Source organism: Planococcus sp. SE5232 (genome assembly GCF_050686535.1).
In the GTDB taxonomy this organism is placed as follows: domain Bacteria; phylum Bacillota; class Bacilli; order Bacillales_A; family Planococcaceae; genus Planococcus.
In genome coordinates, this window is sequence record NZ_JBOGCP010000001.1 from 756411 (window position 1) to 773420 (window position 17010).

The following is a 17010-nucleotide window of genomic DNA, read 5'->3' on the forward strand; positions in this document are numbered from 1 at the left end:
GGGATTGGTTTTTCTATGGAAAGGAGTGGGGAAATGGAACGTTTAAAAGGGATTTCCATGATATTGATCGGGGCCATACTGTGGGGAGCTACAGGTCCTTTGATGGAATGGACAATGGAAGTTTACGGTATCTCTGTACCGTTTCTTTTAACCATTCGTTTGACCGTAGCGGGTCTTTTGTTGCTTCTGTTCCTGAAACTGAAAGGCGTCCGAATTACAGCAATTTTTCGCAATAAGTATTGGGTTCGGCCCTTGCTGATATTCTCGATATTGGGAATGCTTGGTGTCCAGTACAGCTTTGTCGCGGCCATTGAAGCAAGCAACGCAGTAGTGGCGACATTGATGCAGTTCTTGGCTCCTGTTTATGTCATTCTGTTTGTTTCCATGACCCATAAAAAAATGCCGCCCAGCTACCAGATCATCGGAATGGTCGGCACTTTAGCCGGGTTATTTCTATTGCTGACCAATGGCAGGCCGGATCAACTGATCATCAGTGGAGAAGCTTTTTTCTGGGGCATCCTCGTGGGATTGGCTTTCACCTTCTATACGCTGTATCCAGCGCGGCTCATGCAGGAATGGGGAGTTTTGGTTGTTGTGGGATGGTCGATGCTTTTTGGCGGGGTTTTCCTGGGGCTGGTAAACCCGGTTTTCCTGTCAGATGAATGGCCGATTTTAACCGAGCCGCCTGTTATTGGGGCAATCATCGCGATCATCTTCATCGGAACAGCAGCTTTCGTCCTGTTCCTCAGCAGCATGCGTTATATCACGGCAGTTGAAACCAGTATCTTGTCATCACTTGAGCCTTTAACGGCAATGGTCATTTCCATGTTCTGGTTCGGCCAGGTCCTGTCGCCGGTTCAAATGCTCGGCGCGCTGTTGATGCTGGTGTTCGTCACGTGGCTGTCGCTTGCAGGAAGTACGAAAAAGAAAAAAGGGCGGACTCAGGAGCCGCAGTCTTCTGAATAAACATAGATAAAGCAAAACTAGTTTTGCTGAGCTTGTAGACAAAAGAATATTGCTGTCATTTAAAGCATGAATACACATTTCATCCTGTTTAAACCGGATCCTGCGCTTCAGGCGGACGCTTTCCACGGGCTCGCGCCGAACTAACTCGGACTGGCGCCCGAGTGGATTTCGGCACTTCGCTGTCCCCGCAGGAGTCGCCGCCTGGCGCTCCGGATCCTTGAGTGAAGGGTTTTCTAGATTTGTTGGGACTATTCTTTCTAGAACAGACGAGCAAGCTTCTCTCTTTGATTGAAGCAACATGCCCCAAGCGGGCTGGCCACGAAGACTCCTGTGGGACAGCGAAAGCTGAAGACCCCGCAGGAACGCAGTGACGAGGAGGCTGAAGCTGAGCCCACGGAAAGCGAAGTGGCCGGACCGGTTGGGGATTATGCACTGCTATACATTTTGGTCAGGCTTTGTCTACACTCTGAGCAAAACTAGTTTTGCTGATTGCTGCCTATATAATTTTAATGTCAGCGATGCCGCTTAAAACGGCATCGCTTTTACGTGCCAAAATAGAAATCTCTATTCGATATCTGAAAATTATGGCATACTATTCAGTACAAAGGTTCGAGTATCGAAACGTTTAGGAGGCACGTCCATGAAAACAGTTTTTTCATATGCCAAACCATATAAATTTTATATTGTGATTGCACTGATTTTAATGCTTCTGGAACTGACGGTTGAATTGATGCAGCCGCTTGTCATTGCCAGCATCATTGATGAAGGAATTGTGGCAAGGGATCAGGACGTCATCATCCAGTTGGGAATCGTGTTGATGGCCTTATCCGTCATCGCTTTTGTTTCCGGAATCGTCAATTCTTATTTTGCGGCGCATGCTTCGCAAAGCTTTTCATTTGATCTTCGGCAGGCCGTCTACGGACGCATCCAATCATTTTCATTGGCCATGTTCAATAAATTTCCGGCTTCCGGTTTGATCACACGGTTGACGAGCGATGTAACGCTGGTCCAGCAGGTTCTGTATATGGGCTTGCGGATTATGCTGCGTGCTCCTTTGCTTGTGGTGGGAAGTATGATCATGGCATTTGTCGTCAATCCTAAACTGGCTTTCTATTTGGTGATTGTTTTTCCATTTCTGCTTATTTTTCTGTATGTCATGGTCAAAAAAGGAGTCAGCTATTTTGGTTTTGTCCAAAAACGGCTGGATCGGGTCAACCGGATCGTTCAGGAGAATCTGCAGGCTGTGCGTCTGATCAAAGCCTACCTTCGTGGGAAATACGAAACCAATCGCTTTGCAGAAGTGGCAGGCTCTCTAAAAATAGATACTGTAAAAGCTTTCAGGATCATGGAAATCATCCTGCCGATTTTATTGTTCGGTATGAACCTTTCCTTGCTTGCTGTTTTATGGTTCGGGGCATTTGAAATTCGGAGCGGCGGAGCACAGATCGGTGAACTGGTGGCCATCGTCAATTATGCGATGCGGATGACAGGTGCTTTCTCCATGTTTTCCTTCATCATCATGATTTTTGCCCGTGCGAAAGCTTCTTCCGAGCGGCTTGAAGAAGTGCTGCTGGCGGAGGATATCCGTGAAAAAGAGGAAGTTGGAGAAAGTGAAGCCATCCACCGTGGTGAAATCCGTTTCGATAACGTTTCGTTCACCTATCCGGAAACTACCCGGCCTGTGCTGAAAAATATCTCTTTCCATTTGAAAGCCAATGAAAAACTGGCGATCATGGGAGCGACAGGATCGGGGAAATCCTCTTTGCTGCAGCTGATTCCACGGTTTTATGATGGAACTGAGGGAACGGTGTCGGTGCATGGCCGTGATGTCACGAAATGGTCGCTGCGGGCATTGCGCAAAACGATTGGCATCGTGCCCCAGCAATCGCTTCTGTTTACAGGAACTATCTCCAATAATCTTTCCTGGGGCAAAGATGAAGTGGTGCAGGAGGAACTGGCTGATGCAGCCATCAAGGCCCAGATCCATGAAACGGTGGAACGTTTTCCGAAAGGGTATTTTACCCGCGTCGGACAAAAAGGCGTCAATTTATCCGGGGGCCAAAAACAGCGGCTGTCCATTGCGCGCGCCTTGGTGCGCAAGCCTTCGATTTTAATTTTGGATGACAGCACCAGTGCGTTGGATGTCAAAACCGAGGCGGCGTTGTGGGAAGAGCTGGACCGGGAAGAAGCGACAATGCTGATGGTCACGCAAAAAATCAGGACGGCGATGAGAGCCGACCGTATTTTGCTGTTGGAAGATGGCATGATTTCAGCTTATGGGACGCATGAAGAGCTGATGAAGAGCTCCGAACTGTATCGCCAGATTGCAATGTCCCAGCAGGAAGAGGAGGTTGATGAATATGTTTGATGCGATTCGCCGTCCTTTCGGCCATGAACCGATCCTTACCAAGGAAGACTTGAAGAAAAAGAAAGACGACAAGAAAACAGAGCGTGCGGAAAATTGGAAATCGACGCTGCTGAAAATCTGGAGACTGGTGGATGAGCAGCGCTTCCTGCTGATCGTGGTAGTGGCGCTTGTTTTCGTCAGCTCGGCTTTGGCCCTGCTTGGTCCGTATTTAATCGGCTTCATCATCGATGAATACATTGTTCCGCAAAGTTTCAATGGGATGGGAATTGTGGTGCTGTGGTTGATTGTCGTGTATATCGGCCATTCCGTTTCTCTGTACCTGCAGAACTTTTGGATGGTGGGGATTGCCCAGCAGGTGATTTTCCGCATGCGGACGCGGCTCTTTTCACACCTCCAGCGCTTGCCTGTCACTTTCTTTGACAAGCGCCAGCATGGAGAATTGATGAGCCGGATGACGAATGATATCGAAAATGTTTCTTCGACATTGAACACGTCCTTCATCCAAGTGTTTTCAAGCATTTTGACCTTGACCGGTACGGCAATCGTCATGCTGACGCTTAGCCCGTTATTGACGTTATTGACGCTGATCATCATTCCGCTCATGTACATTTCCATTCAATGGATCACCAAGCGCACAGGCCGCCTCTATAAAGAGCAGCAGAAAGCGATCGGGGAATTGAACGGAATGATTGAAGAAACGATTTCCGGACAAAAAATCATCAAAGCCTTTTCTCAGGAACCGCGTGTGATGGAAGAGTTCCGGGAGAAAAGTGAGCGGCTCCGGCGTGCAGGATTCTGGGCATGGACCTATGCCGGGTTCATTCCAAAAGTGATGAACTTCCTCAACAACGGCAGTTTTGCGATTGTGGCCGGTGTCGGGGGGATCCTGGCGCTCAATGGTTCTGTATCGATCGGTGTCATCGTGATTTTTACGGAGTACTCACGGCAATTTACACGTCCGTTGAACGACCTGGCTAACCAGTTCAATACCGTCCTGTCGGCAATCGCCGGCGCTGAACGGGTTTTCTCCATCATGGATGAGACGGAAGAAAAGGATGACCAGGTCTTCAATGTCGAAAAGAAATTGGAAGGCGAAGTGATCTTCGACCGTGTGTCCTTTAAATACGAAGGAACAGAAGAAGACTGGACCATCCGTGATGTCAGCTTCACCGTCGGCATTGGCCAAACCGCGGCGCTTGTCGGGGCAACCGGTGCAGGGAAAACAACAATTATGCAGTTATTGGCGCGCTTTTATGATGCCAATGAAGGAGAAATCCGGTTGGACGGCACGCCGATTGCTGACATGCCACGTGAAACATTGCGCAAGCAAATCGCTTTCGTGCTGCAGGACCCTTTTCTCTTCGAAGCGACCGTCAGTGACAACATCCGCTACGGCAAATTGGACGCTACGGATAAAGAGGTGGTGGAGGCGGCAAAAGGTGCAAACGCACATGACTTTATCGAAAAGCTGCCGAATGGCTATGACACGATCTTGACTGGAGACGGTTCAATGATCAGCCAGGGCCAGAAGCAATTGCTGTCGATTGCCCGCGCCTTGATTGCCGATCCGGTCATCCTGTTGCTGGATGAAGCGACGAGCAGCATCGATACCGTCACCGAATTGAAGATACAGGAAGCATTGGAGCGGCTTATGGCTGGGCGTACCAGCTTTGTCATCGCCCATCGATTGAATACGGTGCGAAAAGCCGATTTGGTTCTGGTTATGGAGATGGGAGAACTGGTGGAATCAGGCACACAGCAGCAATTATTGGACAAAGGCGGCATTTACGCCAATATGCTGGCTGACGCACAATTATAAAGAAGAGCCAAGTCCAGCTAAATGGACTTGGCTTTTTTCGCAGCATTCCTTACATTCCAGAGGCTATATGATACGATAAAAACAAAGAGGCATTTCATTCAATCGGAAGTTCAATGCCATTGAATGTTAACGCATAAGCTGAGGAGGCATCCCAATGGATTTATCGTTATCAATCGTTTCATTTCCGGTAGATGAACAAACAGCGGGGGACATGGCACAATTGCTGGAGAAACTGCCGGAACAGCAAAGAATGGTCCTTCATCCATCCCTATGGAGGGCAGCGGAGGCAAGAGGCTTTGCTGTGATTGCCTACACGGATCAGGAAGAACTGATCGGCTTTGCCGCAGCGGCGGATATGGTCGGGCTGCATCATTACGAGTGGTCACTGTTTGTCCATCCGGATTACCGCAGAATTTCGCTTGGGACGGCTTTGGCAGATGGTGTATCCCACGCCTTGTCGCAGCGCCAGGCTGAAAGCGAGTTGGCGGCTTTTGCAGACGACACCGAAATTGCTGCATTCATGGAAAAGATCGGCTACGGTCCAGACTTCAATGAAATCCTTCTTTCTGCAGAACCATTATCCGGAAATCCTTTGCCTGAAGGACTGGCAATTGTTCCTTACGAAGGGGAAGATGAAGCGCTGGCCGAGTTGCTGACGGCGGCATTTGATGATACGATCCTGCCGATTCTGGAGCATAATTTGGTGGATCCGGAAAGGGAGATTTGGCTGCTTAAGAAAGAAAACCAGCTGGTTGCCACTGCCACGCTGCTGACTGAAGAAGGGGCATTGTGGGTGACGGCTTTTGCTGTGCATCCTGTTCACCAAGGCAGGGGCTATGGCAAAGCGTTTTTGAAATGGTGCCGGGTGCTTGCTTCCGAGCGGGGGTTGACGAAAGTCCTGTTGGATGTCGAAACGGATAATGAAGCATTACATGTCTACGAAAAATCAGGATTCATGCGGATACAAACCATTTCTTATTGGAAGCGTAAAACCGTATAACAAAAAACCATCCGCAGGTTCCCGGCTCAGGTAAGGCGGGTAAGCGAATGGGTTTTGATGCAACACAAGCTTAAAGTTCATCCAGAGACTGAATCAATTGCTGGTTTGTCTGTATTCTTTATCTGTGCCGTCAGGATATGTGACTTCGATTTCAATTTCAGTAAATCCGTCCTCAATCCCAAAAGCGTCAATGACTTGTGTGATGACTTCGTCATCGGAAGTATCCGTTGTCAGCTCCAATTGGCTGAGTCCGGGTTCAATTTCATCCATGGCATCATTTCCAGATAAATCCGTTTCCGTCATCTGGTTTTTAAATTCAGCTTCAACTTTATCGCGGTCCTCCTCATAGCTGATTTCGATCATATCATCCATATCAGGGTAGTCGACATTGATGTCGAGCTCGGTGAAACCGAATGTTTCGCCACCGATGCTGTCCTGGTCCAATCCGCCTTCAGGAGAGGCATTTTCCGTGCCTCCAGGATCGGCAGGCTGTTCTTGGCTTTCGTTGTCCACAGGTTCCGTTACTTGCTCGTCATCACCACAGGCGGCTAACAGCAAAGCAGAAGAAAACAGCAGAGGCGCCATTATATTTCTTTTATTGAAGATCATCTGATTTCATCCTTTCCCTTAGCTTATACTTATTACTATGCACATTCCCGAATTTTCTGGAATTAATCAATAGCTTATAGAAAAGGCACCAACTGAGCCCAGCAGAGAACAAGCCGAGATTGAACGGAGCAACTTTGATGAACAACTACGAAAATGGACAGAATATCGCCGCAGCAGCCGAAAAGAACATCCGCACAGATTTCAAGGAAAGCATGACTTATGGGGAGTACTTGCACTTGGACAAGCTGTTGACAGCCCAGGAAGGGGTCAGTGGACATCATGATGAGACCTTATTCATCATCATCCACCAGGTTTCAGAGCTATGGATGAAGCTGATTTTGCATGAACTGCAGGCGGCCATCGACAATGTCAATAACGACGATCTGCAGCCGGCATTCAAGCAATTAGCACGGGTGTCACGCATCCAATCGCAAATTATCCAAGGCTGGGATGTGCTGTCGACGCTGACGCCTGCTGAATACATGGAGTTCCGCGATGATTTGGGGAATGCCAGTGGATTTCAGTCTTATCAGTATCGAATGATTGAATTTGCCCTTGGCTACAAAACTAAACATGTGCTGAAGATCTATGAAAAAGATGCGCCGCTTCATGTGGAACTTGAAAAGGCATTCAATGCGCCGGGCCTTTATGATGCAGCGATCCAAAAACTGGCCAGAAGCGGATTTGCCATCGATCAGGAAATACTGGAACGGGACGTCAGCATGGTCTACGAATCCAACGAAAGTGTGCGCGAAGCATGGAAAACCATCTATCGCGATGTGGATACCTATTGGGAGTTGTACCAATTGGCAGAGAAATTAGTGGATATTGAAGATTGGCTGCAGCAATGGCGATTCCGTCATATGAAGACGGTGGAGCGCGTGATTGGATTTAAGCAAGGAACTGGCGGCTCATCAGGAGTCAACTATTTGAAGAAAGTTCTTGATCAATATTTCTTCCCGGAATTATGGGAAATACGGACAGATATTTAGGAGGGGTTTTGTGAAGATTTACGCGCATAGAGGTTGCTCAGGGAATTATCCGGAAAACACATTAGTAGCCTTTCGTGCAGCGGCTGAATTGCCGATTACGGGTGTCGAGCTTGATGTGCATTTAACCAAAGACGGCGAAATCGTTGTCATTCACGATGAAAAAGTTAACCGCACGACAAATGGCAAAGGTTATGTAAAAGAAATGACTTTAAAAGAACTGAGGGAGCTGGATTGCGGTTCCTGGTATTCCGAAGAATGGAACGATGAAAAAATTCCGACCTTGGACGAAGTATTCGATATTTTTGAAGAAACCAACCATCGGCTGAATATCGAATTGAAGACAGATGTCTTCCCGTACGATGGATTAGCCGATAAAGTGGTCGATCTGGCTGCAAAGCGCGGATTTACGGATCGTGTGCTGATCTCTTCTTTTAACCACGAAGACGTTCAATCCATTGTCCTGGGAAAACAAGTGGAAAGCGCCATCCTGACCTTTGCAGTCCTGGTGGATGTCTACGATTATGCCCGTATTGTTGGGACGAAGCGAATCCATGTTTCCTTGCCATCGGCGTTCAGAAGAATGACTACAGACGCTTTGCGCAAGGGTGCCATAGTCTATGTCTATACAGTCAATGACCAGACTTACGCAGAAGAACTGCAAAAAATCGGAGTCCACGGCATCTTTACGGATTACCCCGAAAAGATGCTGGCACATTTCAGCTGATAGTTAAACTACGTAATTATATTTTGATGAAATTGCTCCACTACTTGTATAGTTTATATTTTTTCCTTAAAAAAGACGAATCGGATTTCTCCGATTCGTCTTTTTGGTTTACCATTTGGCGTAATGCTCCTCGATGGAACCGAGAAGCTGGGTGATCTTCAGTTTTTTGCCATCGGGATAACGGACATAACCATTATAATAGCCGAAACATTGATGGACTTCCGATTTGACGAGACGCACATCGGTTTTGGAAACACGTTCAAAAAATGGGGAGAACGTCAGTCTGACATCATCGGAAAATTTGCTGTGGATCAGCCACGTCTTCTTATAATCTTCCTTATCGTAATGGAACAAAACATCCTCATGGATTTTCGTCATTTTGCCATTTACGAAAAAAGCGTTCTCGGTCATTCCTGTGCCATCGGTCCATTTACCGCCTAAATTAAGGCCGATCACTTTTCCGAGCGAGCGTTGGGATGCCATTCCCCAGTTCCAAACGGATTCCCGCGGCCAGACGCCGCGGCCGTAATCCAATACGGCAAAGCTATCGAGTTTTTCAAATTCAAACTGTTGGCTGCCGATTTTCACCATCCCACTGACCGGCAGGGATGTATGTTTGCCGGTGAATTGGAAAGTTTGGCGATTCCAAGGGACCACGACGTTTAAGGATTCATAATCTTCGGGATGGGAAATGACTAAAAGCGCTTCCAGATCTTCTCCATCAAATTCTTTGACGCTGACTGTTAAATGTGTAGCGTCCTGACTATATACTGATTCGATTGTCATGGTTTCACTTCGGAAATAGCAAGGATCCAATGCGTTTTCAGATAGTTTTACATGTCGCGTAAAAGGAACTACAATCGTTTTTTCATAAAACCGCTGCGTTTCGTAATTAAGGAAGTACACGAAGCAGACAGTTGCATAATCCAGATGGGAAATCGTAGCCGAAAACAGGATTTCATCTCCGAACACACACCAATAATTCCATTTTTTCTTCCGCATGAAATTGCCGCGTAAATTGCTTTCCACCAATGGCTGTTTGGCATACCCAATGGCTTTTGGATTTAATTGGCCTCTTGCATCACAAAGTTTTACAAATTCAGTAAGCTCTCGTTCCACATGTTGCATTAAATCCACCTCACCATCATTCTTCTACTCTTATTGTAGCAGAACAAAAGAGGAATATCCGTTTAGGGAGGGCCGGTTCAGCCGAAAAGTCTGAAAAATAAAAATAACGCATATGTCATTAGTCGCAGTTTTCTTTTACAAAGCGTCCCGTCTCCACTGGAAGGCAAGTGTTCCTTCTCCTGCATGGACAGCAAGTGATGAGCTCAAGTCTCCGATTAGAATTTCAGCATCCGGCATCTCTTTCAACACTTCTTGTTTTAGGCTTTCGGCTTCTTTCATCACATGGCCATGCATGATCTGGAAGTGTCGGATGCCAAACTCCTCGTAATCTTTTTTCGCATGATTGATCAAATATTGAATTGCTTTTTTGTGGGATCGGACTTTGTCGATCGGCTGGAGTTCACCTTCAGAAGTAAGCTGAACAATCGGTTTAATCTGCAGCAGGCTTCCCAAATAATACTGGGCACCGCTCATTCGGCCGCCTTTGTATAACTGTGTCAGATTGCCGATCAAAATGTAGTTGCGGAAATTTGCAGTTTCCTTTTCCAGGCGTTGCGCGATTTCTTCAGCTTCAAGTCCCTGCTCCTGAAGTTTGAGGCCACGCTCGATCAAGCCTGACAAGCCATAGGATAGCGCGAGTGAGTCGATTGCATAGACCTTAAACTCGCTCATTTCAGCGCCGGCAGTAGAAGAGGCAATCGTTCCGCTGAGCTTTGCAGAAGCGTGGACGGCAATTGCGCATTCATATTCTTCTTTGAGTTTGTCGTAAAGTTCGGCAAATTTACCGGCGGATGGTTGGGAGGTTTTGGGGAATTCGGATGCCTCCTTTATCCGTCGATAAAGTTCGTCATTCGTCAGATCCACCCCATCATCAATGTATTCTTCGGTCCCAAAATGAATGTTCAACGGAACAATGTAGACGTCCGGATGGGCCTTGAATTCCTCTGTAACAAATCCTGTGGTATCCATAACCCACGCAATCGGCTTTTTCATGATATAACCCCCGTCTTTTTAGAATAGTTAGAATACAAAAACTATAACATGGATAATATTTCTGCGGTAGCAATAGCCGTCGAAGGTGAATTACTTACAAAGAAGAAGCGCGGAATCGGTTGTTGAACGATTCTATAATATCGGATTTATGTTTAATTACAATAATAAAAACAGCTGCAATCAAGGGCCAGATAATGAGCCAGACCTGAAGGATGATGGCCATTGCGATAAAACCGGAAAAGCTGGCAAGCATCGAAAGTGTCGCGCTTTTGAGCCAAGGATAAAATGCCAGGAAGAGAATGAGCATCGCCAAAAACAAATCCGGCGTTAAGCAGAACGTGACACCGATGAAAGCGGCGATTCCTTTGCCGCCGCGGTATTTGAGCCAAAACGGGAATAGATGGCCAAGAATGACAGCGAGACCCGCAACAGCGATTTCCCAGATCGGGAAATCGAAAAAGAAGCCGATCCAGACAACCAGCGCCCCTTTGCCGGCATCACCAAGAAAAGTCAAAATAAAAGCAGATTTTCCAAGGATGGCACCGGCGTTCCGAGCTCCCAGGTTGCCGCTGCGCTGCTGCCGCAGATCAACGCCTTTCCATTTGCCGATCCACCAGGCTGTCAAAAAATTACCGATAAAATAAGAAAATAGCCAGTATGCGATCATGAGGAAGCCTCCAATTTTGATAGTAAAGCAGAGTAGAAAGGCCTCCCCTGCAGAGCGGGAAGGCCTTGATGGAAAAGTTTAGTTTAGCTCTGCAGCTTCGAAAAGATAATCGCTGATGACACGAAGGCCTTTATCGAAGTTTTCCAGATGGAAATGTTCGTTGGGTGCATGGAAATTCTCTGAAGCAAGCCCGAAGCCCATCAAGACGATCGGCAAGCCAAGAATCTCATCGAATGCAGCAACGATTGGAATGGAGCCACCCATGCGGGTGAATGCAGTCGGTACACCATAGATTTTTTCATACGAGCGGCCGGCTGCCTGGATCGCAGGATGGTCGAAAGGAGTGAGGAAAGGTTTCCCTTTGTCGAACTCGGAAATCTCAACTGAGACGCCTGCAGGTTTATGGGATTCCACATGCGCTTTCAATTTTGCGACGATATCGTCGGGATCCTGATTCGGCACCAGACGGCAGGTGATTTTCGTGCTGGCTTCTGCAGGCAAAACGGTCTTGATGCCTTCACCCGAAAAGCCGCCGGTAATGCCGTTGACTTCGAGTGTCGGACGAATCCATGTGCGCTCTACAAAAGAATAGCCTTTTTCGCCGAAGTCTTCTAAAATGCCGATCTCTTTTTTCTCATGCTCAAGATCGAATTCAAGCGCTGCAAATTCTTCACGCTCTTTATCGGAGACTTCGAGTACGTCATCGTAAAAACCGTCCACTTGAATCAAGCCTTCCTGGTCACGGAACGATTGCAGGATTTCAACGATGGCATGCAGTGGATTTTGGACTGCGCCGCCGTATAGTCCGGAATGCAGATCGCCTTTTGGCCCTTTGACATCGATTTGGATGCCGGCAAGCCCACGCAATCCGTAACAGACAGCTGGGCGTCCGGGCCCTTGCATGCCGGTATCGGAAATGACGATGACATCAGCTTTCAATAATTCCTGATTTTCTTCGACATATTTCGGAAGATTGGGACTGCCGATCTCTTCTTCGCCCTCGATGATGAATTTGATGTTGACCGGCAATTCGCCATTCAGTTTCAGAAGAGCTTCAGCAGCTTTGATGTGCATGAATACCTGGCCTTTGTCATCACTTGCGCCACGGGCGTACAGTTTGTTGTCGCGCACTTGCGGTTCGAATGGAGGAGATTCCCACAGCTCCAGTGGATCCACTGGCTGGACATCGTAATGGCCATAAACCAATACGGTCGGTTTGCCTTCTGCATGCAGCCAGTCAGCATAAACAACCGGATGTCCATCGGTTTCATCGATTTTTGCGTTTTCCAGGCCAGCACTTTCAAATGCGGTGATCAGCCATTCAGCCCCTTTTTGCATATCCGCTTTATGTTCGGATAAAGAGCTGACAGAAGGGATGCGCAAAAACGTTTTTAATTCGTCCAGGTGTGCTTCCCGGTTGTCTTTGAAGTATTGGTCTATCGCTTGAGCGTTCATCAGGATCCCTCGATTCGTGTATTTTGAGTATGAAAAAATTATAACATACCAAGTTTTGGTTTTCGACAAGTGGAAATTGGCTGTGGTATAGTGTTTACTACGGAAAGAGTTCGTAAAATTATGTGTTTAAGGCACTGGAGGAAATAAAATTGTTTATAGCATTAGGTATCTTTTTGGTGATGTCGTTCTTCCTATCCGGAAGCGAAACGGCATTGACCGCAGTAAATAGGATGAAGGTCCATCTTCGCGCAGAGCAGGGTGACGCCAAGGCGCAGAAACTGCAGAAATTAATTGCGAAGCCGGACCGAATGATTACGACAATTTTAATCGGCAATAACATCGCCAACATCATGCTTCCGACCTTAGTGACCACTATTGCAATTACCAGGGGATGGGAAGTCGGGCTTGCGACGGCTATTCTGACGATTGTCCTTATTATCTTCGGAGAAGTGCTGCCGAAAACAATTGCGGCGACATTTGCTGATAAAGTAGCTTACATTGTATTCCCGGTCATCAGTTTCCTGGTCGTCATTCTGATGCCATTGACCTGGTTGCTGGCACAATTCACGAATATTTTTATCCGCATCATCTCCAAAGGTTCGGTGAAGGAAGCGACTATGACAAAAGAAGAGCTGCGGACGATGGTTGACATTGCATCGACGGAAGGTACGTTTGAAGAAGGTGAATCCGAGCGCATCAAAGGGGTTTTGGATTTCCCCCATAAAGACGTATCGGACGTCATGTCGACTCACCGAACCGATACAGTGGGCATTGCAATCGGCTCGACCTATGAAGAAGTTCGCGACTTGATCCTGGATTCCTCCTACACACGCTATCCGGTTTATGAAGAAAGCATGGACAATGTCGTCGGCTTGTTTTATTCGAAGAAACTGATCGAATGGTCAATGAATCCGAACTTGACACTGGAAGAATTGATGGACGATAACCCGCTATTTGTAGTCCAGTCGGTCAGCGTTGAAAAAGTCTTTAAGATGATGATGGCGAAGAAAAAGCATATGGCTGTTATTTTGGATGAATACGGTGGAACGCTTGGAATTGTCACGCACGAAGACATTATCGAAGAAATGATCGGCCAGGATATCGAAGATGAAACAGATGAAGAAGACGATGAACTGGTCTTTGAAATGACGGACACCTTATTGTCATGCCATGGCCGTCTTGAAATTGAAGACGTCAATGACATGTTCAAAGTGGAAGTACCCAATGACCACGACACCATCGCCGGTTTTGTCATGCAGCAATTGGGGCATGTGCCGGACGAAGGGGAACAGTTCACCTATGAAAACCTTCACGTTGAAATCAACGAAATGGACCGTAACCGTATTGTGCGCTTAACCATTACAAAAACAGATAAAGAAGAAGTATTAGCATAGAGAAACCCCCTGTCCTCGGATAGGGGGTTTCAGACTGTAGACAAAGTTTGACCAAAATGTATAGGGGTGCATAATCCCCAAGCGGTCCGGCCACTCCGCTTTCCGTGGGCTCAGCTTCAGCCTCCTCGTCACTGGAAAACCCATGCTCCTGCATCGCTGCGCTAGCTTCGTCGCAAAGGCTTGACCTCACAAATTTCGACCAATGCCTTTCCTGCGGGGTCTTCAGCTATCGCTGTCCCACAGGAGTCTTCGTGGCCAGCCCGCTTGGGGGTGTGTTGCTTCAATTAAAGAGAGAAACTTGCTAGTCAATTTTAGAAAGAATAATCACAACAAACCTGGTAACTCCTTCACTCAAGGATCCGGAGCGCAAGGCGGCGACTCCTGCGGGGACAGCGAAGTGCCGAAATCCACTCGGGCGCCAGTCCGAGTTAGTTCGGCGCGAGCCCGCGGAAAGCGTCCGCCTGAAGCACAGGATCCGGTATAAACATAATAAAATGTATATTCATTCTTTAAATGACATCAATATTCTTTTGTCTACAAGCTCAAACCCCCTGTCCTCGGACAGGGGGTTTTTCGTTCAGGCTGGATTCAAACGAGGAGAAACCCGGTTTATAAAAAGTTCCCTATATTACACCTTTGTAAGGGAAATGAAAGTAGAAGCGATAGAGTGAAAGGTAAACTTCCGTCAAGATAAGGATATAAGAGAAAGCGGAAGCAACAACAGCTCCGCTGGACAAGCAGAACGGACGGGGGCACGATCATGGAAACCTTATACACAGAATATAATCGGTACATCTATCATTTATGCTTGAAACTGACACGCAATAAAGCCGAAGCGGAGGACTTGATGCAGGAAGTTTGGCTGAAGGTTGTACGCTATGAATCTTCGATTGCTGAAGTGGATCATGTAAAGGCATGGTTGACGACAATCTGCATGAATACGTTCCGTGATCGTTACCGCAAAAATGTACGGCGCAGCAAACACCTGATTCAACAGCCAGAAGGCTTGGATGTTTCGTTATTGGATCTGATTCCTTCTGATTCAGCCGGTGCAGCTGAATTGCTTGAGAAACAGGATGTATCTGTCATGATCCGCCACAAGATTTCAGAGCTGGACACGATTTACCGCACGACGATCCTCTATTTCTACGTCCATCAATATTCGCTGATTGAAATCGCAGACGCGATGAAAGTATCGATTGGAACAGTGAAATCCCGCCTTTTCCGCGGTAAGCAGCGCTTGAAAGACATGCTGATGGAAGACGATCGTACACGCGAATATGTGGTAGCTATTTAAAATTGAAAAAACGTATATTGCAACACCGGAATTGTCGGAAACTGCCAACAAATTCGGTGATTTTTTTATGGGAAATATTATAAGGATTTTATTCTCTTACTGGTTATAATAAACAGGAGGGGGAAAGTCCATGAAAAAGAAGAAGTTTCAGGATTGGAGCAGAAGAAGGCGGATTGTTATGGGCACCGTCGGTATTCTGGCATTCCTGTATATCGCAGTCATCGTGTGGCAGACTTTCAAGCCTTTGCCTGAAGGGATTTCAAGCGCAGGTGACCTCCATGCAGTTGAACAGGTTGAAATGATTTATGATTTATCTTACGCGCAAGATAAAGAAGGTATGGAAACTGAAAGCGAATTACGGATATTCAATGAAATTTATGACATGATCGATGAGGCGGAAGAATTCATCGTCCTGGATCTTTTCCTTTTTGATAATTACAATGACCAGGATACGGACTTTCCAGCGGTATCGGAAACTTTGACGGATCATTTACTCGACAAAAAAGAAGGAAATCCGGATTTCCCTATCTATTTTATTACAGATCCGCTGAACTTTGGCTACGGATCTTATGAAAATCAATTTTTGGGCACGTTGGAAGACGAAGGCGTCGAAGTCATTACGACAGACCTGGACAAGCTGCGAGATTCTACGCCACTGTATTCGGGATTTTACCGGGTGATTTTCCAATGGTTTGATGCTGGCGGAAAAGGCTGGGTACCGAACGGGATGTCGAGTGATGCACCTGACTTAACCTTGTCTTCTTACTTGAAGATGATGAATATTAAAGCCAATCACCGGAAAACGGTCATTACGGAAAATGAGGCATTGATCAGTTCGGCGAATCCCCATAATGCCAGTGGCTTGCATGGCAATATGGCCTTTAAGGTCAGCGGACCGGTTGTCAATGATATTTTGGAAGCAGAGGAAGCCGTATCCCGATTTTCAGGTGGGCCGGAGCTGCCCAGAATCGAAGTGGCTGAACAACAGGGAGACTATCAAGTGCAATACTTGACGGAACGGAAAGTGTTGGATGCTTTGCTTTCGGATATTGAAAAAACGGCAGAAGGCGACACCATCCAATTGGCGATGTTCTACATCGCTGAAAGCAGTGTGGTCAAGGCTTTGACGGACGCAGCCAATCGCGGAGTGGAGGTCCGCTTGATCCTGGACGCCAATGAAAATGCTTTTGGTACTGAAAAGACAGGTTTACCGAACCGGCCGGTGGTCCATGAGATGTTGGCTGAAACGGAAGATCGTCTGCAGGTACGCTGGTATAATGCGGTTGTCGGACAATTCCATACAAAATCCATCATGATCCAAACATCGGACGAAACAATCGTTTCGGGCGGGTCCACAAATTACACCGAGCGGGCGTTCAATGATTATAATCTGGAAAGCAATATCAGGATTGTGGCGCCAAACGACAGCGAACTGACTGGAGATATGGAAACTTATTTTGATCGGCTCTGGAACAATGAAGATGCCTTATATACATTGGATACTGAAGAATACCAAGATGACTTCACATTTTGGCAACGCGGCATCTATGGATTCCAAAAACTGTTCAAATTGACGACGTATTGAAAAAAGCCTCTTC

The 17010-nt window shown here is 46.9% G+C and carries 14 protein-coding genes; 9 read left to right on the forward strand and 5 right to left on the reverse strand.

Features of this window, described 5'->3' with window-relative positions; all coding sequences use genetic code 11:
- Positions 1-33: 33 nt before the first annotated feature.
- The 4 genes from ACRC6Q_RS03635 to ACRC6Q_RS03650 all read left to right on the forward strand — a co-directional run bounded on the left by ACRC6Q_RS03635 (position 34) and on the right by ACRC6Q_RS03650 (position 6153).
- A complete protein-coding gene (locus ACRC6Q_RS03635) occupies positions 34-966 on the forward strand; it encodes a DMT family transporter (protein ID WP_223639960.1) in 933 nt (310 codons plus the stop codon).
- A gap of 640 nt (positions 967-1606) precedes the next feature.
- Positions 1607-3334: an ABC transporter ATP-binding protein gene (locus ACRC6Q_RS03640; RefSeq protein WP_223639963.1), complete on the forward strand. Its 1728-nt coding sequence runs from the start codon at positions 1607-1609 to the stop codon at positions 3332-3334.
- Complete coding sequence (locus ACRC6Q_RS03645) at positions 3327-5153, forward strand: ABC transporter ATP-binding protein (protein ID WP_431465832.1); 1827 nt, start codon at positions 3327-3329, stop codon at positions 5151-5153. The genes ACRC6Q_RS03640 and ACRC6Q_RS03645 overlap by 8 nt, the downstream gene beginning before the upstream one ends.
- A gap of 154 nt (positions 5154-5307) precedes the next feature.
- A complete protein-coding gene (locus tag ACRC6Q_RS03650; RefSeq protein ID WP_431465833.1) occupies positions 5308-6153 on the forward strand; it encodes a GNAT family N-acetyltransferase in 846 nt (281 codons plus the stop codon).
- Between the two features lie 93 nt (positions 6154-6246).
- On the opposite strand, the gene ACRC6Q_RS03655 is transcribed toward ACRC6Q_RS03650, so the two are convergent.
- Positions 6247-6762, reverse strand: coding sequence for a YusW family protein (locus tag ACRC6Q_RS03655; protein ID WP_223639972.1), 516 nt, complete (start codon positions 6760-6762; stop codon positions 6247-6249).
- Between the two features lie 137 nt (positions 6763-6899).
- Here ACRC6Q_RS03655 and kynA point away from each other — a divergent pair, with 137 nt between their 5' ends.
- Both kynA and ACRC6Q_RS03665 read left to right on the forward strand, forming a co-directional pair.
- A complete protein-coding gene (gene kynA, locus ACRC6Q_RS03660) occupies positions 6900-7754 on the forward strand; it encodes a tryptophan 2,3-dioxygenase (RefSeq protein ID WP_223639976.1) in 855 nt (284 codons plus the stop codon).
- A gap of 10 nt (positions 7755-7764) precedes the next feature.
- Positions 7765-8478, forward strand: coding sequence for a glycerophosphodiester phosphodiesterase (locus ACRC6Q_RS03665; RefSeq protein ID WP_223639979.1), 714 nt, complete (start codon positions 7765-7767; stop codon positions 8476-8478).
- 108 nt (positions 8479-8586) lie between these two features.
- Here the strand turns inward: ACRC6Q_RS03665 and ACRC6Q_RS03670 are convergent, their stop codons facing one another.
- From ACRC6Q_RS03670 to ACRC6Q_RS03685, 4 genes are all read right to left on the reverse strand, one after another.
- Positions 8587-9606, reverse strand: a complete 1020-nt coding sequence (locus ACRC6Q_RS03670) for a DUF2804 domain-containing protein (protein ID WP_431465834.1) — start codon at positions 9604-9606, stop codon at positions 8587-8589.
- Positions 9607-9741: 135 nt separating this feature from the next.
- Complete coding sequence (locus tag ACRC6Q_RS03675; RefSeq protein ID WP_431465835.1) at positions 9742-10599, reverse strand: DegV family protein; 858 nt, start codon at positions 10597-10599, stop codon at positions 9742-9744.
- A 94-nt stretch (positions 10600-10693) separates the two neighbouring features.
- Positions 10694-11266, reverse strand: a complete 573-nt coding sequence (locus tag ACRC6Q_RS03680; RefSeq protein ID WP_431465836.1) for a glycerol-3-phosphate acyltransferase — start codon at positions 11264-11266, stop codon at positions 10694-10696.
- Between the two features lie 78 nt (positions 11267-11344).
- Positions 11345-12721 (reverse strand): dipeptidase, encoded by a 1377-nt coding sequence (locus ACRC6Q_RS03685; protein ID WP_431465837.1) that lies wholly within the window; start codon positions 12719-12721, stop codon positions 11345-11347.
- 149 nt (positions 12722-12870) lie between these two features.
- On the opposite strand from ACRC6Q_RS03685, the gene ACRC6Q_RS03690 reads away from it, so the two are divergent.
- The 3 genes from ACRC6Q_RS03690 to ACRC6Q_RS03700 all read left to right on the forward strand — a co-directional run bounded on the left by ACRC6Q_RS03690 (position 12871) and on the right by ACRC6Q_RS03700 (position 16997).
- Positions 12871-14115 (forward strand): CNNM domain-containing protein, encoded by a 1245-nt coding sequence (locus ACRC6Q_RS03690; RefSeq protein WP_223640003.1) that lies wholly within the window; start codon positions 12871-12873, stop codon positions 14113-14115.
- 760 nt (positions 14116-14875) lie between these two features.
- Positions 14876-15412 carry an RNA polymerase sigma factor gene (locus ACRC6Q_RS03695; RefSeq protein ID WP_223640006.1) on the forward strand — a complete coding sequence of 179 codons (537 nt, stop codon included), beginning with the start codon at positions 14876-14878 and terminating at the stop codon, positions 15410-15412.
- Between the two features lie 130 nt (positions 15413-15542).
- Positions 15543-16997 (forward strand): phospholipase D family protein, encoded by a 1455-nt coding sequence (locus tag ACRC6Q_RS03700; protein WP_431465838.1) that lies wholly within the window; start codon positions 15543-15545, stop codon positions 16995-16997.
- Positions 16998-17010: the final 13 nt, after the last annotated feature.